This is a genomic window from Roseibaca sp. Y0-43, from assembly GCF_020667835.1.
Lineage (GTDB): Bacteria > Pseudomonadota > Alphaproteobacteria > Rhodobacterales > Rhodobacteraceae > Roseinatronobacter.
On the sequence record NZ_JAFMPR010000003.1, the window covers coordinates 16,243 to 35,207 of the forward strand.

At 65.0% G+C, this 18,965-nt stretch carries 18 protein-coding genes; 7 read left to right on the forward strand and 11 right to left on the reverse strand.

What is annotated here, in order from left to right; translation table 11 throughout:
* The first annotated feature begins 10 nt into the window (after positions 1-10).
* The gene (locus J1C52_RS04225; RefSeq protein WP_227426683.1) at positions 11-1,789 is read left to right on the forward strand and encodes an SLC13 family permease; all 1,779 of its coding nucleotides are present in this window, start codon (positions 11-13) and stop codon (positions 1,787-1,789) included.
* Here the strand turns inward: J1C52_RS04225 and J1C52_RS04230 are convergent.
* Positions 1,786-2,610 carry a zinc-ribbon domain-containing protein gene (locus tag J1C52_RS04230; protein WP_227426684.1) on the reverse strand — a complete coding sequence of 275 codons (825 nt, stop codon included), beginning with the start codon at positions 2,608-2,610 and terminating at the stop codon, positions 1,786-1,788. The two genes, J1C52_RS04225 and J1C52_RS04230, sit on opposite strands and share 4 nt — an antisense overlap.
* Before the next feature lie 146 nt (positions 2,611-2,756).
* Here J1C52_RS04230 and J1C52_RS04235 point away from each other — a divergent pair, with 146 nt between their 5' ends.
* The 3 genes from J1C52_RS04235 to J1C52_RS04245 are packed head-to-tail and all read left to right on the forward strand — an operon-like array spanning position 2,757 to position 5,025.
* Positions 2,757-3,428, forward strand: coding sequence for a cell division ATP-binding protein FtsE (locus J1C52_RS04235; RefSeq protein ID WP_227426685.1), 672 nt, complete (start codon positions 2,757-2,759; stop codon positions 3,426-3,428).
* The gene (locus J1C52_RS04240) at positions 3,425-4,285 is read left to right on the forward strand and encodes a cell division protein FtsX (protein ID WP_227426686.1); all 861 of its coding nucleotides are present in this window, start codon (positions 3,425-3,427) and stop codon (positions 4,283-4,285) included. Before J1C52_RS04235 ends, J1C52_RS04240 begins: the two co-directional genes overlap by 4 nt.
* Entirely contained in the window at positions 4,285-5,025 is a 741-nt protein-coding gene (locus tag J1C52_RS04245) for a lysophospholipid acyltransferase family protein (RefSeq protein WP_227426687.1), read from the forward strand. Before J1C52_RS04240 ends, J1C52_RS04245 begins: the two co-directional genes overlap by 1 nt.
* On the opposite strand, the gene J1C52_RS04250 is transcribed toward J1C52_RS04245, so the two are convergent.
* Positions 5,022-6,152, reverse strand: a complete 1,131-nt coding sequence (locus tag J1C52_RS04250; RefSeq protein ID WP_227426688.1) for a polysaccharide biosynthesis/export family protein — start codon at positions 6,150-6,152, stop codon at positions 5,022-5,024. The two genes, J1C52_RS04245 and J1C52_RS04250, sit on opposite strands and share 4 nt — an antisense overlap.
* Positions 6,153-6,476: 324 nt before the next feature.
* On the opposite strand from J1C52_RS04250, the gene J1C52_RS04255 reads away from it, so the two are divergent.
* The 3 genes from J1C52_RS04255 to J1C52_RS04265 all read left to right on the forward strand — a co-directional run bounded on the left by J1C52_RS04255 (position 6,477) and on the right by J1C52_RS04265 (position 10,615).
* Positions 6,477-7,124: a response regulator gene (locus J1C52_RS04255; RefSeq protein ID WP_227426689.1), complete on the forward strand. Its 648-nt coding sequence runs from the start codon at positions 6,477-6,479 to the stop codon at positions 7,122-7,124.
* Between the two features lie 66 nt (positions 7,125-7,190).
* Complete coding sequence (locus J1C52_RS04260) at positions 7,191-8,363, forward strand: FIST N-terminal domain-containing protein (protein ID WP_227426690.1); 1,173 nt, start codon at positions 7,191-7,193, stop codon at positions 8,361-8,363.
* Positions 8,360-10,615, forward strand: coding sequence for a PAS-domain containing protein (locus tag J1C52_RS04265; protein WP_227426691.1), 2,256 nt, complete (start codon positions 8,360-8,362; stop codon positions 10,613-10,615). The genes J1C52_RS04260 and J1C52_RS04265 overlap by 4 nt, the downstream gene beginning before the upstream one ends.
* Here J1C52_RS04265 and J1C52_RS04270 read toward each other — a convergent pair.
* The 9 genes from J1C52_RS04270 to J1C52_RS04310 all read right to left on the reverse strand — a co-directional run bounded on the left by J1C52_RS04270 (position 10,612) and on the right by J1C52_RS04310 (position 18,839).
* Positions 10,612-11,787, reverse strand: a complete 1,176-nt coding sequence (locus J1C52_RS04270; RefSeq protein ID WP_227426978.1) for a lytic murein transglycosylase — start codon at positions 11,785-11,787, stop codon at positions 10,612-10,614. The genes J1C52_RS04265 and J1C52_RS04270 overlap by 4 nt on opposite strands.
* Before the next feature lie 62 nt (positions 11,788-11,849).
* Positions 11,850-12,245 (reverse strand): diacylglycerol kinase, encoded by a 396-nt coding sequence (locus J1C52_RS04275; protein WP_227426692.1) that lies wholly within the window; start codon positions 12,243-12,245, stop codon positions 11,850-11,852.
* On the reverse strand, positions 12,242-13,897 hold the full coding sequence (locus J1C52_RS04280) for a phosphoethanolamine transferase (RefSeq protein WP_227426693.1): 1,656 nt from the start codon (positions 13,895-13,897) through the stop codon (positions 12,242-12,244). Before J1C52_RS04280 ends, J1C52_RS04275 begins: the two co-directional genes overlap by 4 nt.
* Before the next feature lie 101 nt (positions 13,898-13,998).
* The gene (locus J1C52_RS04285; RefSeq protein ID WP_227426694.1) at positions 13,999-14,697 is read right to left on the reverse strand and encodes a GNAT family N-acetyltransferase; all 699 of its coding nucleotides are present in this window, start codon (positions 14,695-14,697) and stop codon (positions 13,999-14,001) included.
* Positions 14,694-15,425, reverse strand: coding sequence for a competence/damage-inducible protein A (locus J1C52_RS04290; RefSeq protein WP_227426695.1), 732 nt, complete (start codon positions 15,423-15,425; stop codon positions 14,694-14,696). Before J1C52_RS04290 ends, J1C52_RS04285 begins: the two co-directional genes overlap by 4 nt.
* A gap of 63 nt (positions 15,426-15,488) precedes the next feature.
* Positions 15,489-16,232, reverse strand: coding sequence for an amino acid ABC transporter ATP-binding protein (locus tag J1C52_RS04295; RefSeq protein ID WP_304621947.1), 744 nt, complete (start codon positions 16,230-16,232; stop codon positions 15,489-15,491).
* 11 nt (positions 16,233-16,243) lie between these two features.
* Entirely contained in the window at positions 16,244-17,092 is an 849-nt protein-coding gene (locus J1C52_RS04300) for an amino acid ABC transporter permease (RefSeq protein WP_227426696.1), read from the reverse strand.
* A 66-nt stretch (positions 17,093-17,158) separates the two neighbouring features.
* Positions 17,159-17,983: a transporter substrate-binding domain-containing protein gene (locus J1C52_RS04305; RefSeq protein WP_227426697.1), complete on the reverse strand. Its 825-nt coding sequence runs from the start codon at positions 17,981-17,983 to the stop codon at positions 17,159-17,161.
* Between the two features lie 19 nt (positions 17,984-18,002).
* Positions 18,003-18,839: an amino acid ABC transporter permease gene (locus J1C52_RS04310; RefSeq protein ID WP_227426698.1), complete on the reverse strand. Its 837-nt coding sequence runs from the start codon at positions 18,837-18,839 to the stop codon at positions 18,003-18,005.
* Positions 18,840-18,965: the final 126 nt, after the last annotated feature.

Sequence of the window (18,965 nt, forward strand, 5' to 3'; positions counted from 1 at the left end):
ATGGGGGACCATGACCGAGGACCAGGCGCTGATCTTCACCATTCTGGGCGTGACAATGGCGCTGTTCCTGTGGGGGCGCTTTCGCCATGACGTGGTGGCATTGGCCGCGCTTCTGGCGAGCGTTGTGGCGGGGCTGGTGGTGCCGGAAACCGCTTTCGCGGGGTTCGGACACCCGGCGGTCATTACGGTCGCCTGCATTCTGGTGTTGTCGCACGGGCTGCAAGTGACCGGCGCGATTGATGCCGTCACCCGCCATCTGCTGCCCACCGATGCGGGGCCGCTGGTCAGCATGGCGGCACTTCTGGGGCTGGGCGCGTTCCTGTCGGGCTTCATGAACAACGTGGGCGCGATGGCGTTGCTGATGCCGGTGGCCATCCAGATGGCCGGGCGTTTGTCGCTGCGGCCCGGCCAGATCCTGATGCCGCTGGCCTTTGGCACCATCCTTGGCGGCATGAGCACGCTGGTGGGCACACCGCCCAACATGATCGTATCGGGCTTTCGCGAAGAGGCGGGCCTGGGCGCTTTCGCGATGTTCGATTTCGCGCCGGTGGGGGCCAGCGTGGCCGTGATCGGCGTGCTGGCCATCGTGCTGGTCGGCTGGCGGCTGGTGCCCAAGCGTCAGGCGGCGGCGGGCGACGATTTCGAAACCGGCTCTTACATGGCGGAACTGCGCGTGCCCGAGGGCAGCAAGGCCGTGGGCCTGACCATTCGCGGTTTCGAGCGCGAGATCGACGACAGCGGCGCGCAGATCGTGGCGCTGTTGCGCGGCGGATCGCGGATGAACGCACCGCATGGCGCGCGCCGCATCCGGGCCGAGGATGTCTTGGTGCTGGAGGGTGAGACCGACATGCTGGCCAAGGCCGTGTCGGTGTTCGACGTGTCGCTGGATGTGGCCAAACCCAGCGCTGACGACACGGACAAAACCCCGGACGAGGAAATCGTGCTGCGTGAACTGGTCGTGCAACCCGGCGCGGCGCTGATCGACCGCTCTGCCGTCGATCTGGGGATGCGCACGCGTTTCGGGCTCAACCTGCTGGCGCTGTCGCGCGAGGGCCGCCGCCCGCGCCGCCGCCTGCGCGCGATCACCTATCGGCCCGGCGATCTGCTGCTGGTCCAAGGCCCGCCCGAAGCGGTGGCGCAATTCGCCGCCGATATGGGCTGTCTGCCGCTTGGCCCGCGCGACCTGCGCCTGCCGCAACCGCGCGAGGCCGCGATGGCGGGCGCGATCATGCTGGGCGCAATCGCGCTTGTCACCTTTGGTTTGCTGCCCGCAGCCGTCGCCTTTGCGCTGGGGGTGCTGGCGTCAATGGTCTTGCGCACTGTGCCGCCGCGCGACGTCTATACCGCCATCGACTGGCCGGTCGTCGTGCTGCTCGCCGCACTGATCCCGGTGGCGGGTGCCATGGAAAGCACGGGCGCTGCGGCGCTTCTGGCGAATTTCCTGATCGGCAGCGTCGCCCAAGGCAACGCCGTGATGGCGCTGGGCTTGGTGCTGGTGGTCACGATGTTCCTGTCCGATGTTATGAATAACGCCGCCACAGCCGCCGTGATGTGCCCCATCGCATTAGGCATTGCGGGCGCGCTTGGCGTCAGCCCCGACAGCTTCCTGATGGCCGTGGCCATCGGCGCATCATGCGCGTTCCTGACCCCCATCGGCCACCAGAACAACACGCTGATCCTTGGGCCGGGGGGCTTTGGATTTAGCGATTACTGGCGGCTTGGCCTGCCACTGGAAGCGCTGATCGTCGCGCTTAGCCTGCCGCTCTTGTTGCTGATCTGGCCGCTCTAAGACCCGGCCCCCAACAGCCCTGCAACCGCAAGCCGGGCCGTGTCGACCATCGTAACATAGGCCGTCATAACCCCGTCCAGCGCAGGCACCACACCGACCAGCATGGGCGCAAGCAGATACAGCCCGGCCAGCACAAGGGCGATCACGACCGGCACAAGCAACCCCGATACGAAGCTGCGTTTCCGCGCGGCCTCGGTCTTGGGCAGGTCGGGCTGCGAACCCCTGCCCGCGTCGACGGGTTCCAGGGTCGAACTGATGTCGTCGATATCCGGCAGGCTGGACGCGCCGGATTTCGACGCGGGCGCAGACAACGCGGGGCCGAACAGGCCCAGCTCTTGCTGGGTTTCAAGCCCGCTCTCTTCGCGGGCGCGTTGCTTGGCCTCGAACTCTGCCTCGCCACGCAGAACATCGGCCACCGCCGGGTCGAGCGCGCGGGCAGGCGGGGCGGGAGGCTGCGCTTCGGTCGCCGCCTCGGCAGGGGGCGCGGGCCGTTCCGGGCGCGGGCGCTCAGGGCGCGGCGTTTCCGGCAGCGTGGCCTTCGGGCGTTCGGGCCGCGGAAAGGATTGGGGCACAGCTTGGGGCACGGGCGGGGCTTCGGCCACAGGCGGTGCCACGTTTTCCGCTGCGGGTTGCGGCGCTGCTTCGCGCGCGGGCTGGGGTGGTTCCGCTTTCGCCGGGCGCTCTGCGGTCTTGGGGCTGGCCTTGCCCGGTTGAAACCAGACCGTGCCACAGGACGAGCACTGAACCTCTGTCCCGTCATCGGGCAACAACGAGGCATCAACCTCGTATTGCGCGGCACAACTAGGGCAAATCAGACGCATCGACACTCCTACCCGTCACCAATCGGCCATTGGCGCATTCACCTATATGTTGTAGCAAGCAAGCGGGCATGTTCCAACAAGGATTAACGAATTTTGCCACGACCCCGCCTTTCGTTCCGTTCCAACGGCAGTTTCGCAGGCCAGCCATGATCGAATTCACCGATGTCGCGCATGACTATGGTGGCGGCGCCCTGTTCGAGGGGGTGAATGTCACGCTGGAACCGGGCAGTTTTCACTTCCTGACCGGGCCATCGGGCGCGGGCAAAAGCACCTTCCTGAAGCTGTGCTACGGAGAGCTGCTGCCCAGCCGGGGCAGCGTGGTCCTGAACGGCACCGACCTGCGCGCCATGAGCCGCGATGACCTGGCCGAGATGCGCGGCTCTATCGGGGTGGTGCACCAGGATTGCCAGTTTCTGGACCATCTGAGCATTCGAACCAATGTGGGCCTGCCGTTGACCGCCACGGGGCGCACGGTCGAGGATCACGACATTTCCGACCTGCTGCACTGGGTGGGCCTGCGCGCGCAGGCCGATGCGCTGCCGCCGACGCTGTCGGGGGGCGAGCGTCAGCGCGCCGCGTTGGCGCGTGCCGTCATCGCCGCGCCGCGCGTGCTGCTGGCGGATGAACCCACGGGCAATCTGGACTGGGACATGTCGCAACGCCTGTTGTCGCTGATGATAGAGCTGAACCGCATGGGCACCGCGATCCTGATCGCCACGCATGACATGAACCTGATCCGCACCGCCAAAAGCCAGGTCTCTGCTCGGGTGTTGCGCATTGCCGGGCGGCGGCTGCAAAGCGCGGGGGCCGACCTGTGAGCCGTATCGCCGACCAGATCGTGCCGCGCACCGGCCATAGCGCATGGCTTGTCTGGGTTGGGGCGGCGTCCATGGCGTATCTCGCGGTGTTCGCGCTGGCCTTGACGATGTCGGCGGGGCGGCTGGCGCAAAGCTGGACCGACGCGCTGGCACAGACCGCCACGATCCGCATCTCTGCCCCGCCCGCCGAACTGGACAGCCAGACAGAGGCCGTGCTGGAAGTGCTGCGCACCACGCCGGGCATAGAAGACGCCCGCGTCATGACAGCCGAAGAACAGGGCGCGCTGCTGTCGGTCTGGCTGGGGCCGGACCTGCCGCTGGATACGCTGCCACTGCCGCGCATGATCGAGGTGTGGGAAACCCTTGACGGGCCGGACCGCCAAGGGCTGCGCCTGCGGCTAAGCGCCGAAGCCCCCGGCGCGATCTATGACGACCACAGCCAATGGCGCCGCCCGCTGATCGACGCGGCCAGCCGTCTGCGCGGGCTGTCGCTGCTTGCGCTTGGGCTGATCGGAGGGGTCACGGGTGTCATCATCGCCTTGGCCGCGAGCGCGGCACTTGCATCGAACGCGCAAGTCATTCGCGTCTTGCGCCTTGTGGGCGCGCGGGACCGCTTCATCGCCCGCGCCTTCGTGCGGCGCATGACGCAGCGCGCGGCCTTGGGCGCGGCTATCGGCACAGCCTTGGGCATGGTGTCGATGTTGGGCTTGCCCTCGCTTGGGCCAGAGGCCACAAGCGGGTTGGGCTTTCAGGGCGCGGGCTGGCTGGTGCCACTGATGGTGCCCGTCCTGATCGCGCTGGTGGCCCTGTTTGCGGCGGCGGCCACCGCCATGACAGTTCTGCGCGGAGTGACCTGATGCGCCTTGCCCTTCAATATGTCCGATCTTTCATCTTCATCGTGCAGATGTATATCGCGATGGCGGTTCTGGCCTTGGCCTTTGCGCCCTTGGCCGCGTTTCGGCGCGACATGGCGCTGAAAGCCTGCCACACCTATTGCCATTACGTCCGCTGGACGGCCGGTTGGATGGTTGACCTGCATGTCGATATTCGCGGCGAGCTTCCGCAAGGCCCGGCGCTGGTCGCCGCCAAGCACCAAAGCTTTTTCGACATCATCCTTATTTTCGGTGCCCTGCCGAACCCGCGTTTCGTCATGAAGAAACAACTCATGCGCACGCCGTTCTTGGGGTGGTATGCGAAATGGCTGCGCTGCATCCCGGTGGACCGTGGCAAGGGCGGGGCCGCGGTGCGTGACATGCTTGCGCGGGTCGAGCAGGGGCGCGAGATTGCTGGGCAGATCATCATCTACCCGCAAGGCACACGCGTCGCGCCGGGCGATGAAAAGCCCTACAAGGTCGGCTCTGCGGTGCTTTATGAACAGCTTGGCCAGCCTTGCGTGCCCGTGGCGACCAATGTCGGCCTGTTCTGGCCCAAGCGCAGCATGTTGCGCAAGCCGGGCACGGCGGTGGTCGAATTCCTGCCGCCCATCCCGGCGGGCGAAGACCCGCGCGTGTTCCTAGACCGGCTGGAGCAGGTCGTCGAAACCCGGTCCAACGCGCTGATGGCAGAGGCCGGGTTCAGCTTTCCGGCGAAAGCCTAGTCAGTTATATTTGAAATCGTCCGCCCCGCGCCCAACAGCGCCCCAAACAGCCCCATGATGCGTTGCGCGGTCGTGCCGCTGGCCTGAGTGGCCAGAACCACGTCGCCATCTTGCAGCATGAACTGGTCTGCGGCAAACAACGTGTCGGCCTTAGTCAGGTCCAGGCTGAAGACGACCTTTTCCTTGGGCGGGCCCCCTGCACGCCCGACATCGGCCTTGGAGTAGCGGCGCAGCACCAGCAGACCGCGCGGGTCGGCGCGATTGTCGGCAATCCCGCCGATCAGCGACACGGCGCGCAGCGCGCTCAGCTCTTCGGTGTCGAACCCGATCACCTTCTGGCTGCCTGCCGCGCCAAGTGCTGTGAACTTGCGCTCATCCTCGACGATCACCACACGATCGCCCCCGACAAGGGCGGCGTCCAGCTCGGGGTTTTCCAGAACGTCGCTATAGGGCCTGCGATAGACGGTATTGCCGCGCGTCAGCAGAAGCTGCGGATTCGCCAACGCGTCTTTCGGCCCGCCGGCTTCGCTGACCAGGTTCAGGACTGTCAGGTTGCGCTCTTCCAGCGGAAAACTGCCGGGCGCGGCGACGCCACCCAGAATGTCGACGGAATTGCGCCGCCCGATTTCGGCATCAAGCTGCACCTGCGCCGAAGGGATAATACCGCTCAGCCGTTCCTCTATCCGGGCGCGCACACTGTCGGTGCGCTGGCCTGCGACATGCACCTCGCCGACATAGGGCAGGTTGATGTGCCCCGATTGCGACACGGTCAGGTTGGGAATATCGGCGAAACGCTGGCCCGGACTGGTCAGCAAAGAGCTTTCCTCGGCCGTCCAGACGCGCAGCGACACGCTGTCGCCCGGTGCCAGCCGCTGGCTGGTCAGGCCGCCCCCGCGCGACGGCCAGCGCTTGGCGGGGCGCGAGTCGGCCACGGGCCAGTCGGCGATGGTCTTCAACGTGTCCGATGTCACCTCGACCACGGAAAACAGCGCATCGGGATCGCCTTCGCCGGTGTCGCCACCCGAAAGAACCTCGCTCTTGCGCGGCGCATCGCGCGGGACGGAACAGGCCGAGAGCAAAAGCACGGTGCCACTTGCCAAGAAGGTCCGGCGCGAAAACTGGGTCATAGATTACCTGCCATGCTGGCATATGATGTTGGCAGCAATGCGCGCGTCGCGCCTTCCCCAAGGCATTGACCGGCATCACGTATTCGCCGCCACAATACCGCCTGCCCCTGCCGGGTCAACCGCAATGCCGCGCCGCGCGGGCCAAGGGGCACGCCATGCTATCCAATTGCCACACATGGCGACTGGCCGCGCCGCGCCTGTTAGACGATAGAAGGGGGCGCACTTTCGCGGAAAATGGCCTAGCATGGCGCAAGGCAAAGTTGCGGTGAACCGATGCGCTCCGATATGATAACCGTGGGACATGCAACGCAAAAGGGAAGCGGAATGATCCTTGTCATCGACGATCATCCGCTGTTTTGCGAAGCGCTTCAGATGACCTTGTCGGAAACGCTGGGCCAGCCGCAGATCGGCACCGCTGCGACACTGGAAACAGGGTTGGACGCTTTGCGCAGCGGCCCGATGGCCGACGCGATCGTACTGGATCTGAACCTTCCCGATGTGGCCGGTCTGGACGGGCTTACACGCCTGCGCAACATGGCGCCGGGCGTGCCGGTGGTGGTTGTGTCCTCTATGGTCGATGACAGGATCATCGCCGCCGTCATGCACGCGGGCGCGGCCGGTTTCGTGCCCAAGCACAGCCCCAGAGAAGCCTTTGTCGCCGCCATCGGCGCAGCCCTGCAAGGCGGGCATTACACGCCAGAAGGCTACACCCCGCCCAGCGCTACAGCGCCCGACGGGGCCGAGCGCAGCGTCATCGACCGCCTGTCGGACCTGACGCCGCAGCAGGGCCGCATTCTGGCGCTGGTGTGCGAGGGCTATCTGAACAAGCAGATCGCCTATGAGCTGTCGATCACCGAAACCACGGTCAAGGCGCATGTCACGGCAATTCTGCGCAAACTGGGGGCGCAAAGCCGCACGCAAGCCGTGCGCATCGCCAATTCCGCCAGTTTCGCCGAAATCCTGCGGCGTTAGAAGCGGGCTTGCCTTGCGCGGCCTGTGCCGTAGGCTCTGACGCGCAGGACACGGAGGGCGGCGCGAATGACAGGACCGGCGGGCATCATGCGGCGCGCGCAATCGGGCAATCCCGACAGCGCTGCGGCAAGTGCCGAAGTTCTGGCAGCCCTTGCGCCCGATGATCTTGCGCTGATCGTGCTGTTCGTGGGCGAGGGCCATGACCTGACGGCGATAGAGCGTGCCTTGGCCAGCCTGCCCGCCAGCGTGCAGGTCATGGGCTGCACCACCGCGGGCGAAATCGGCCGGGGCGGCTACCTCGACCACAGCCTGACCGCGCTTGGCCTGCCGCGCGCACTGTTTCGCGTGGCCGTGGGCGCGGTGACGGACCTTGCCGGGTTCGACCCCGAACAGGCCCGCGCCATGGCGTTCGAGCTGCGCGCGGGGCTGACCTTCTCGACCGCCGATTGGGCCAACGAGGTGGCCTTTCTGCTGTCGGACGGCCTGTCGCTGATGGAAGACCAGCTTGTCTGGACCTTGTCCGAAGCGCTGGGGCAAAGCCCTCTGGTCGGCGGCTCTGCCGGTGACGGGCTGCGCTTCGGGCAAACCTTTGTGCTGGTGGATCGCCGCTTTCGCAGCAATGCCGCAACGCTCGCGGTTCTGCGCACGCCCTGCACCGTGACGGCATTTCGCTTCGACCATCTGGAACCGACCGAGAAACGCATGGTCGTGACCGATGCCGACCCCGCGCAACGGCTGGTGCTGGAAATAAACGGTATGCCCGCCGGGCCGGAATATGCGCGCATTCTCGGCAAAGACCCGGCACAATTGTCGCCCTTCACCTTTGCCGCGAACCCGGTCGTGTCCAAGATCGGCGACACGCATCATGTGCTGGCCATTCAGCGGGTGGAACCTGATGGCACCCTGCGCTTCTTTTCGGCCATAGAGCGCGGGCTGGTTCTGCGGCTGGCGCAGGGCACCGACCTTGTGGCGCATCTGGACCGCGCGCTTGCCGGGTTGGCCGCCGGTGGGGTCGCCCCCGATATTCTGGCCTGTGACTGCATCTTGCGGCGGCTGGAGGCCGAGAACAGCCAGACCGCACGCGCGGTATCCGAAGTGCTGGACCGCCACGGCGTGACCGGCTTCAACACCTATGGCGAGCAGTTCAACATGGTCCATGTGAACCAGACCTTCACCGGGCTGGCCTTTTACCCGCCGGATTCGGGCGATGATCTGGCTGCCTACGGGGTTGGCCCATGATCGACCCGGACCTGCCGCTTGACGAACAAAATGCCCGCCTGCGCGCCATTTTGGGCGCGCTGATGGACCGGGCCGAGCGCGGCCAGTTGCCCAGCCGCCCGATGGGGCAATTGTCCGACGTGGTCGCGCTGGAACAGCAGGTGCGCGCACGCACGCGAGACCTGGCCGAAGCGCTGGACAAGCTGCGCGTGACCAATGCCCGCCTGTCACAGGCCGAACGCGACGCGGTCGGCGCGCGCAACACGCTGGCCGACGCGCTGGAAGCCATGGGCGAGGGCTTTGCCATGTTCGACGCCCGCGACCGGCTGACCTTGTGGAACAGCCAGTTCTGCGCGGCCCTGCCCGACATCCGCGACCAGCTTGGCACCGGCCTGCCATTTCAGGATTATGTGCGCATGGTGTCGGAAAGCGCGGCGATTGACCTGTCCGGTCCCGCAGAGCGCGACGCTTGGGCCGCGCAACGCCTGCAAAGCCACCGCCGCCGCAACGTCAATTTCGTCGTGCCCTTGGTGCAGGACAACTGGTTGCAAGTCAGCGAACAGCGCATGAATTCCGGCGGCACCGCCGTGATCCAGACCGATGTCACCGCCATGGTCCGCACCGAACGGCTGGAGCGCGAAAAGCTCTTGGACGAGCAGGCCCAGATGGTGCGCGCCACGCTCGACCATATTGACCAGGCCGTGTTGATCTTCGACGCGAAAGCGCGGCTGGCGGGCTGGAACCGCCGCCTGCGCGAGATATTCGCGCCGCCCAGCGCGCTTTTGGCCAGCGGCACGCCCTTTACGCAGCTTCTGAACGACCTGATGCGCCGCCGTCTGTTGGGCCGGGGCAATATCCGCCAGGTGCTGACCGATTGGGTGAACGGCCCCGCGTCGCGGCCGCCCTTGGGGCTGGACCTTGTGCAAGAGGACGGGACAGAGCTGCACCTGTCGGCGCAGGCCATGCCCGACCGTGGCTTCGTGATCTCTTTCACCGACCTGACCCGCGAACGGCGCGCGATAGCCGAAATGCACCGCATGAACGAAACGCTGGAAGCCCGCGTGCAGGCCCGCACGGTCGAACTGGAAGCCGCGCGCGATGCGGCCGAACGCGCCAATGCCAGCAAATCGCGCTTCGTGGCCAGCGCCAGCCATGACCTGTTGCAACCGCTGAACGCGGCCAAACTTTTCCTTGCTTCCTTGGCGGCGATGGACAATGCCCCCGCGCAAAGCCGCCTGATCGGGCGCGTGCAAAGCGCCTTTGCATCTGTCGAAGATATTCTGGCAGCGCTTCTGGACCTGTCGAAATTCGACATTGGTGCCGCGCGCGCGCGGGTCGATACCGTGCCGCTTGGCCCGCTTTTCGCGCGGCTGCGCGACGAATTTCAACCCATGGCCGACCGGCGCGGGTTGCAGTTGCGGGTCATGCCTTGCGCGGCCAGCGTGCGCAGCGACCCGGTCTATCTGAAACGCATTCTGCAAAACCTTGTGTCGAACGCCCTACGCTATACCGAGCGGGGCCGCGTGCTTCTGGGCGCACGACGCCACGGCAGCGCGCTGAGGCTGGAAGTGTGGGACACCGGCCCCGGCATTCCGCCCGACAAGCAGACAGAGATCTTTCGCGAATTCACACGGCTGAACCCCAGCGGCGAAGCGGGCATGGGGCTGGGGCTGGCCATCGTGGAACAGGCCTGCGCGCTTCTGGGCCACGGGCTGGACCTGCGGTCGGAACCGGGCCGCGGCACGGTGTTTTCCGTCACGCTTCCGCAGGCAAGCGCGGGGCCACATGCCGCCCCGCCGCTGCCCGACAGCGACCAGACGGCGGGGCTGTTGTCGGACATGCTGGTGCTGGTGATCGAGAATGACGCCACCAGCCGCCGCGCGATCATGGGGATGCTGGAAGACTGGGGGGCAAGCCCGATAGAGGCCGCGTCCCTGACAGAGGCAGAGGTGCAGATCGCCGATCTTGGCCTTGCGCCCGATGTCATTCTGGCCGATCACCAGCTGGACGATGGCGCAACCGGCTTGCAGGCCATTGCCGCTCTGCGCGCCGCGCATGGCGACATTCCGGCGCTTCTGGTGACAGCCGATCACGGCCCCGCGCTGGCCGAACAGGCAGAGCGCGCGGGCGTTCTGGTCATGACAAAGCCGCTGGCGCTGCGCCGCCTGCGCCGGGTGTTACAACAAGTGCCGCAATTGCGCGCGGGCCAAGGCAACAGCGCCCCCGGCGCGCGCCGGGGCGACCATAGCTATTGGCTCCGCGCCGGGGATTAGAGCGCGCGCAACAGTGCCGGCGTGGGCCAGCCATCGGCAGGCAGGCCGAGCTGCGCCTGCACGTCTTGCACGGCGGCACGGGTATTGGCCCCCAGAATGCCGTCAACCGCGCCCACGTCGAACCCGCGCGCGGCCAGCCTTTGCTGCAAATCGCGCATCTGGTCCTGGTTCAGCCCGGTTTCGGGGTTTCCGGCCCGGTAAACCGGCGCACCCGTCAGCCGCGTGGCGAAATAAGCCGCCGTGGTGACATAGATGAAGCTCTGGTTCCATTCGAAAAGCGTGCTGAAATTGTCGAACACCATGAAGGCCGGGCCGCGATGGCCCTGCGGCACGATGATCGACGCTTGCAGATTGCCCGAGGGCAGACTGCCATGGGTGGGCTGGATGCCCATGCGTTGCCAGTCCGACACGCTCATCCGGGTGCGCAGGCCCGTGCGGGTCAGGTCCATGCCTTGGGGCAGCGCGACCTCGTGCATCCACGGCTCGTTCGCGCGCCAGCCTTTGGCGCGCAGCATCGACGCGCCCGACATGATCGCATCGGCGGCAGAGGTTTTCAGTGTGATCTGCCCGTCGCCATCGCCATCGACCGCGTGGTTGATGATGTCCGAGGGCAGTTTCTGCACCATCCCGATCTCGCCCGCCCATGCGCCGGTCATGGTGCGCGGGTCCAGATCGCCCCGGCGGTGCATTTCCAGCGCCGCGAAAACCTGCGGGCGGAACAATTCGGGGCGGCGGCAATCATGCGCCAGCGTCACCAGCGCATTGACCGTGTTGAAATCGCCCTGCACCGCGCCGAAATCGGTCTCGAACGCCCAGAAGGCCAGCAGGATACCGGGGTTCACGCCGAACTGGCGCTGGGCTGCGTCGAACACGGACCGGTAGCGGTCGTAATTGCGCAAACCGTTGTTCAGGCGGTTCTGCGAGATCAGCGCGCGCGAGAAATCCAGAAACGGGCGCTGGAAGATACCTTGGCGGCGGTCGGCATTGATGACCGACTGGTCCCGGCGCACGCTGGCGAAGAACCGGTCCACCATCGCGGCATCATAGCCCCGGCTGACCGCTTCCGCTTTCAAGCCGCCCACGAAAGCGCCGAAATCGCCGCCACAGCTTTGCGCCTGCGCCTGCCCCGCCAGAACACTCGCCACAACTGCCAAAGTCTTGAAATATCGCATCATGCCCTCTGCATTGGAATTTCCCGAAGGTTAACGGATGCCGGCGGCCTTGTGCAATCGAATCAAACGATGCCTAGCAAGACAGCCACGACGAATGTGCCGGTGGCCAGCAGCACAAGGCCCACGGCGGCCGACCCAAGGTCTTTGACATGTTTCGCCATCACGGACCATTCGGGCGACAGGTGGTCGGCCAGTTCTTCCAGCGCGGTGTTGATCGCCTCTACCGCCAGCACAAGGGCGAACAGCATGACGGCCACCAGCCAGTGCCACGGCTCTGCCCCGCGTAGGGCAAAGAGCACCGCGACGACCACGGCCCCAAACACTTCCAGCCGCGCGGCGGTCTCGGCCCAGAGGCGCCGCAACCCCGCAATGGAATACCCCGCCGCGTCGATCACATGCAGCAGCCCGCGCCGGGGCGGGGTGATCTGACGGCGCTGCGGGTCGCGCGCGCCGGTCATGTCGCGTCCCGCGTCACATGGCAGCCTTCGGTCAGGTCCAACGCCGGGTCACGGGTGTCGGTTCGTATATCCAGAAGCCCCAGAACCGTATGAAAGAAATTGTCATGGCTTGCCGGGCGCGCGGCCGCATCGGCCAGACAGGCGCGGTCCAGCCCCATGCGAGTTTCGAACTCTGCGCCCATCCACAACACCATCGGCACCTTGGTCTGGGTTTCGGGAGCCATGAACATGGGCGCTGCGTGCAGGTATAGGCCGTTCTCGCCCAAGGATTCGCCATGGTCCGACAGGAACATCAGCGCAGGCAGAACCTTGTCGCTTGCCTGCAACATGTCGATGCTGCGCGACAGGACGAAATCCGTTTCAAAGACCGCATTGTCATAGGCATTGACCAATTCCTGAACAGAGCATTTGGCAAATTCCGCCGTGCGGCAATCGGGTTGGAATTGGGCATGTTCGGGCGGATACCGCAGGTAATAGGCGGGTCCGTGATTGCCGATCATATGCAGCACAAGCACCGTGTCCGACGTGATGTTGTCGAGCGCTTGCGCAAGGACCGGCAGGAAAATCTCGTCCGTGCATTCGGTTTCGCAAGCGGCGGGGTCCAGCGTGACATCGACCCGCGATGCCCCGGTGCGGGCGGCAATTTCATAGTTGCTGGTGTTGTTTTCATACCAATGCGCATCGAAGCCGACACGCTCTACCACGTCCAGAAGCGTGTGTTGCGAGAGAAACCTTTCGCGCGAATACTCGGCCTGCGGCAAGGCCGAGAACATGCAGGGCAACGACACGGCCGTGGACGTGCCGCAAGATGACACGTCGGAAAAATTGATGACATCGCGCGCCCGCAACTCGGGCGTGGTATCGCGCGTGTAGCCGTTCAGGCCGAAATCCTGCGCGCGCAATGTCTCTCCGGCGAAGATCACCAGCAGCACGGGCTTGTCGGCGGCGGCAAGAGACGGGCCGCGCACCGCATCCGTGGCGATTGGCTGGGCTTCGGGTCGGGCGCTGGCGAATTGCTGTTTGCCAAAACGGGCAACTGCGGACAGCGTGGCACCGGGCTGGTAGCTGCCCATCAATTCGTGATGTTCGCGCAAGACGGCCGAATAGGCTTTGAAATCCGTCATAAGGCCAGCCACGACCAAGGCGGCAGATAGCGCCACCCCCAAGGGCCAGCGCCAAAGCTGGTGCGGAAGCGACCAGCGCAGCACCTTGGGCCAAAAGACCAGCGCCGCCGGAACAACGCCCAGCAATCCCACATAGGCAATGGCCGATAGTGTCACCAGATGCCCCGCCTCGGTCGGAGTCGTCTCGAACACGTTGCGCACCATTTCGCGGTCGATCAGCACGCCATAGGCCTGTTCGAAATAGCTGGCGCCTGCCGCGATCACGATCAGCACAGCCGCGACGGGCTTTTGCAGGCGGAACGGCGCAAGGGTTTCGAGCGTCAGAACCGTCAGCGCGAAGGACGCCGCCGCGAAAACCCCGATCTGAACCATGTCATGGTCGAAGATCTGAAGCAGGCGCGCCCAGAACCCGGTGTTCAGCACCGCCATGATCCATGTGGCGACAAACAGGTTCAGCGCAAGATGCGACAGCGTAGGGCGCCCGACCTGTGACAGCAGGCGGGATGGCGGAAAGGGCGGTTTCGACATGGGATTTGTCCGAAATTGGCCCGGCGCTACAGACGTCGGTCCTATCGCTATGCACCCGATCACGGTTCACGGCAATTGCCGCGCTGTTCAGAATCTTGTGTTCACCCAAGTTTCTGGCGGTAATGGTAGCGCGCGACCGCTTGCAGTCCCGACCCCTCATAAAGCGCGCGGGCGGGCGCGTTGGCTTCGGTCACGGCCAGCGTGAACCACTCTGCCCCCTGCCCCTGCGCCCAATGGGCCGCGCCGGTCAGCATGGTGCGCCCGGCCCCTTGGCGGCGGTAGGCGGGCAGGATTTCGACCGCGTGCAGCATGGCGACCCCGTCATGGATGGCGCAGAACCCGCAGCCTACGACCCGGTCGCCCAACCGCGCCAGAAAGGCCGTCTTGGGGCCGGGTGCGCGCGCCATCACGGCAATGCGGTCAGGACCGATACCGCCCTCGGCCCAGATTTCGCGCATGATCTCCAACGGCTCCCACAGGTCGAACAGGCTGACATGGGGCGGCTTTTGCGCCAGATCGGCCACGGGCGCAGCATAGATCAGCGTGGGGTCGACCACCGTGTAGCCCAAGGCCGCAAGGTCACGGTCCAGCGCGGTCTGTTCGGGGCGCAGCATGGCCAGCGGTCCAGCCGGCATAAGCGCGGCCAGATCGGCGGCGCGCGCATCCGGTCCGGCACTGGCGGCAGAGACGCGCTTGCCGCCGCCCGCACCGTCGCGCAGCGTCCAGCCGTCTTGCTGCCAACTGCGCGCGGCGGGCCAAGTTGCCGCGAGCGTCGTGAAGCAGGCCTTTGCGCCGATCATGCGACGGCCTCTGGGAATTGCGCCCAAAGCGCGACCATGGCGGCATCGACCACCGCCTTGTCGGCCCCGCGCACGACCACGTTCACCCCGAACGCGCCATCGCGCTGGAACGGATAGCTGCCGATCGACACGTCCGGGTGCGCCTTGGCCAGTTCTGCCAGCGGGCCCGCGATTTCGCCCTCGCCGCGGTGAATGCACAGGGTCTGGCTGAACAGCGCAGCCCCCCCCTGCAACCCCGGCAGGACCGACGCGACCATGGCCTGAAACACCGCCGGCACCCCCGCCATGACATGCACATTGCCAATGGTGAAACCCGGCGCAGAGGACACAGGGTTGTCGATCAGCGCCGCCCCGTCGGGGATACGCGCCATGCGCAGGCGCGCGGCGTTCAATTCCAGCCCCGTGCGCTGGTAATGCGCGGCAAGGATCGCGCGCGCATCCTCGCGCACGTCGATGCCCACCCCAAAGGCGTCGGCCACGGCATCGGCGGTAATATCGTCATGTGTTGGGCCGATCCCGCCAGAGGTAAACACCTGGTCATAGTCAGCGCGCAACGCGTTCAGCGCGGCGACGATGCGCGCGTGCTTGTCCGACACGAAGCGCACCTCTTCCAGATCAATGCCCACGCGCGCCAATTCACCCGCAAGGTAATGCATGTTCGCATCGCGCGTGCGGCCCGACAGGATCTCATCGCCAATGACAAGCATGGCAGCGGTTGGGTTCGGCATGGGCGCTCCTGCAACTGGACTGGCAAATGTATAGAAGGGCGCCGCGCGGGTTTCAAACCTTCTTCAATGGGCCAGAAGCTGACCCAAAAACAGTTTCGCGCGCTCGGTCCGCGGGGCGTTGAAAAACTGCTCTGGCGGCGCGATCTCGACAATCTCGCCTTCGTCCATGAACACCACCCGGTCGGCCACGCGGCGGGCAAAGCCCATTTCATGCGTGACCACGATCATGGTCATGCCGTCGCGGGCCAGCCCTTCCATCACGTCCAGCACGCCCGCGATCATCTCGGGGTCAAGCGCAGAGGTCGGTTCATCAAACAGCATGACGCGCGGCTGCATACAAAGCGCGCGTGCGATGGCCACGCGCTGCTGCTGCCCGCCCGATAGCTGCGGCGGGTATTTGTCGGCCTGCTCGGCAATGCGAACCTTGTCCAGGTATTCCATCGCCAGCTTGCGCGCGGCGGCGCGGTCCATGCCCCGGTTGCGGATGGGGCCAAGGGTCAGGTTGTCCAGCACCGTCATATGCGGAAACAGGTTGAAGCCCTGGAACACCATGCCGACCTCACGCCGGATGGCTTCAATCCCTTTCATGCCCGGCCGCACCTCTTGTCCAGCCACGCGGATGGTGCCTTGCTGGTGCTCTTCAAGCTGGTTGATGCAGCGAATAAGCGTCGATTTGCCCGACCCGGACGGGCCGCAAATGACCACCTTCTCGCCCTCTGCGACCGTCAGGCTAATGTCATGCAGCGCAGAGAAGTCTTCATACCATTTGCTGAGGCCGGAAATCTCGACCAGCGGAGTAGAGGGCATGGGAAAAGCTCCTAGCGGCGGCTGCGGCTTGCGCGGCGTTCCAGCCGGGCAAAAACATGGGCGAACAGATAGCACAGCGCGAAATACATCGCGGCGACCAAGATCCACGTCTCGAACACGCGGCTGGTGGTGGCCGCGACCTCGGAGGCAAGGAAGGTCAGTTCCTGCACCGAAATCAGCGAGATGATCGCGCTGTCCTTGATGAGCGTGATGAACTGCCCTGCAAGCGGCGGCAGGATCTTGCGAATGGCTTGCGGGAAAATGATGTCGCGCAGCAGATTGAACCGCGACAGGCCAATCGCGCGCCCGGCTTCCCACTGGCCACGGTCGATGGACTGGATGCCCGCGCGAACGATCTCTGTGATATAGGCCGCCTCGAACAGGGCAAGGCAGATCAGGCCCGACAGGAAATTGGTAAACAGCGCCGGTTCACCAAAGGCCATGCGGAACAGCGCGTTATCCACCCAAGGGCTATCGCGGTCGATACTGTCCAGACCCAGCGCCGGGAAAAGCTGGCTGGAGATGAAGAAATAGAAGATGAAAATGAACACCAAGGGCGGGATATTGCGGATCAGTTCCACATAGGTGCGGCTGATGATGCGCAGCGCCAGCGTGTCGCAGGTGCGCCAATAGCCCACGATCAGCCCGATGATCGCCGCCAGAATCGTGCCCCAGAAGGCCAGCCGGATGGTGGTGAACAAGCCTTGCAGCAACAGGTTGCTGACCCATGCGCCGGTTTCCGCGTCAAACCGGGCCACAAAACCCAAGACACGCGACCAGTCCCAGTCATAGACCAGCACGGAATTGACCCGCCACGCCACGAACGCAACCGCCACCGCGACAAGGCCGAACAGGGCCATGTCGAGCACCGTCAGGCGACGGCGGGGCGCGGGCGGCGGTGGGGCGCGGCGGGTCAAAACTCGGGCTTATTCGGTCGCGACGCTGTCGATCCATGCCTGCTGGCCAGAGAACCAGTAGTCATGGCGCTCTTCCAGCCAGCCATTCGACTGGTTCACCAGGATCCAGTTCGAGAAAAAGTTCAGCGCATCCGGGTCGCCCTTGCGCAGCGCAAAGGCCTCGTTGCCGCGCGACAGGAAGGCCCCGTCAAAGGCCAGTTCGATCGTGTCGGGGTTCGCTTCGACCCAGAAGGCGGGTTCGGGCGCGCTGGCCACGATGGCGTGCGCGTTGCCGTTCAGCACCTCTTGCAGGGCTTGGGCATTGTCGTCGAATTGCAGGATATTGGCACGCGGGAAATTCGCGGCCAGCACGTCACAGCCTACCACGCCACGGCGGCAGACAAGATTGACCGACGCGTCGTCGAAATCCGACATCTCGTCGAAATCGGCGGTCAGTTCCAGATTAGCGGCCAGTTGGTTGCCGGAATTGGCATAGGGCGCGGTGAAGTTCACGGTCAGGTTGCGCTGCGGCGTGATCGACATGCCGCCGATGATGACATCGAACTTGCCCGCCAGCAGCGCGGGGATGATGCCCGACCATTGGGTCGGCACGAATTCGATATCGACGCCCATGTCTTCGGCCAGTTTGGTGGCCACGTCGATCTCGAAGCCGATCAGCTCGCCTTCGGTGCTGCGCATGGCCCAAGGCACGAAGGTGGACATGCCGACAACCAGCGTGCCGCGCTCTTGGATCGTGTCCAGAACGCTTTCTTGGGCTTGCGCGGCCGAGGACAGGACAGCCCCCAGCGCCATGGTGGCGGCAATGGTCATGGTTTTCAGGGATGGAAAGGTCATAACATCACTCTCTGGTTGGTTAACGTTTGGGTTTGCTCAGGTAGTGCTCAAGCAGGGAAACAGCGAAAGACAGGCTGACCGTCAGGGCCAAATAAATGCCCGCGACGATGAACCAGACCTCGAAGGCCATGAAGGTGTTGGACACAAGGTTCAGCCCCTGCGTGGTCAGTTCCACCAGCGCGATGACACTGACGATGGCCGAATGCTTGATCGTGGAAATCAGCAGGCCCGTCAGCGGCGGCAGGATCAGCGGCATGGACTGTGGCACGATGATGTAGCGGTATTTGTCCCAAGCGGTCAGCCCCACGGCATCGGCGGCCTCGTATTGGCCCCGGTCTATGCCGCGCAAGCCCCCGCGAATGATTTCTGCGGCGAAAGACCCCTCGTAAAGCGCAAGACACAGCACCCCCGCCCAGAAGCGCTCGATCCCGATGATCGGGGCCAGCACGAAATACACAAGGAACAACTGCACCAGCAGGGGGGTGTTGCGGATGGCTTCAAGGTAGGCCTTGGCCAGAACGCGCCCGGCAAACGACCCCGACAGCCGCGCCAAGGCCGTCAGAAACCCGATCACTATGGCCAAGGCACCCGCGATTGCCGAGATCTGGATGGTCAGGATCAGCCCGCGCACCAGCGGGCCCCAGATGATTTCGCCGTCGATTTCACGATAGAAGAACGGCTCGACCCGGAACCATTGCCAGCGGTAATCCATCGCGTCGATCCCGCGCCAGACCAGCCAGCCCAGCGCCGCAAAGACAACAAGCGCCTGCGCGATCTGCCACGCTATGCCTGCGCTGCGCCATACGTTGAAACCGACTGGCGGCCTGTCCCGGTTTGTTGCCAAAACCCTGTTCATCCCGTTCGGTCGGCGTGTAACGTCAAGCTTACAGTAACCCAAAGAGCGGCCCGACCGCTACCCGCAATCTGGCCGCCCGCATAGACAAGGGGAAATGCGCCTTTATTTCAGGCCGTCAAGTACGGC

What these genes read in the sequence shown, in the direction of transcription:
- J1C52_RS04285 (WP_227426694.1), bottom strand. Translation starts at nt 14,697, where the DNA reads ATGATCGGCGCAAAGGCCTGCTTCACGACGCTCGCGGCAACTTGGCCC.
- J1C52_RS04290 (WP_227426695.1), bottom strand. Translation starts at nt 15,425, where the DNA reads ATGCCGAACCCAACCGCTGCCATGCTTGTCATTGGCGATGAGATCCTG.
- J1C52_RS04250 (WP_227426688.1), bottom strand. Translation starts at nt 6,152, where the DNA reads ATGACCCAGTTTTCGCGCCGGACCTTCTTGGCAAGTGGCACCGTGCTT.
- J1C52_RS04235 (WP_227426685.1), top strand. Translation starts at nt 2,757, where the DNA reads ATGATCGAATTCACCGATGTCGCGCATGACTATGGTGGCGGCGCCCTG.
- J1C52_RS04265 (WP_227426691.1), top strand. Translation starts at nt 8,360, where the DNA reads ATGATCGACCCGGACCTGCCGCTTGACGAACAAAATGCCCGCCTGCGC.
- J1C52_RS04225 (WP_227426683.1), top strand. Translation starts at nt 11, where the DNA reads ATGACCGAGGACCAGGCGCTGATCTTCACCATTCTGGGCGTGACAATG.
- J1C52_RS04260 (WP_227426690.1), top strand. Translation starts at nt 7,191, where the DNA reads ATGACAGGACCGGCGGGCATCATGCGGCGCGCGCAATCGGGCAATCCC.
- J1C52_RS04305 (WP_227426697.1), bottom strand. Translation starts at nt 17,983, where the DNA reads ATGACCTTTCCATCCCTGAAAACCATGACCATTGCCGCCACCATGGCG.
- J1C52_RS04230 (WP_227426684.1), bottom strand. Translation starts at nt 2,610, where the DNA reads ATGCGTCTGATTTGCCCTAGTTGTGCCGCGCAATACGAGGTTGATGCC.
- J1C52_RS04270 (WP_227426978.1), bottom strand. Translation starts at nt 11,787, where the DNA reads ATGCGATATTTCAAGACTTTGGCAGTTGTGGCGAGTGTTCTGGCGGGG.
- J1C52_RS04280 (WP_227426693.1), bottom strand. Translation starts at nt 13,897, where the DNA reads ATGTCGAAACCGCCCTTTCCGCCATCCCGCCTGCTGTCACAGGTCGGG.
- J1C52_RS04255 (WP_227426689.1), top strand. Translation starts at nt 6,477, where the DNA reads ATGATCCTTGTCATCGACGATCATCCGCTGTTTTGCGAAGCGCTTCAG.
- J1C52_RS04275 (WP_227426692.1), bottom strand. Translation starts at nt 12,245, where the DNA reads ATGACCGGCGCGCGCGACCCGCAGCGCCGTCAGATCACCCCGCCCCGG.
- J1C52_RS04300 (WP_227426696.1), bottom strand. Translation starts at nt 17,092, where the DNA reads ATGGCCCTGTTCGGCCTTGTCGCGGTGGCGGTTGCGTTCGTGGCGTGG.
- J1C52_RS04245 (WP_227426687.1), top strand. Translation starts at nt 4,285, where the DNA reads ATGCGCCTTGCCCTTCAATATGTCCGATCTTTCATCTTCATCGTGCAG.
- J1C52_RS04295 (WP_304621947.1), bottom strand. Translation starts at nt 16,232, where the DNA reads ATGCCCTCTACTCCGCTGGTCGAGATTTCCGGCCTCAGCAAATGGTAT.
- J1C52_RS04310 (WP_227426698.1), bottom strand. Translation starts at nt 18,839, where the DNA reads ATGAACAGGGTTTTGGCAACAAACCGGGACAGGCCGCCAGTCGGTTTC.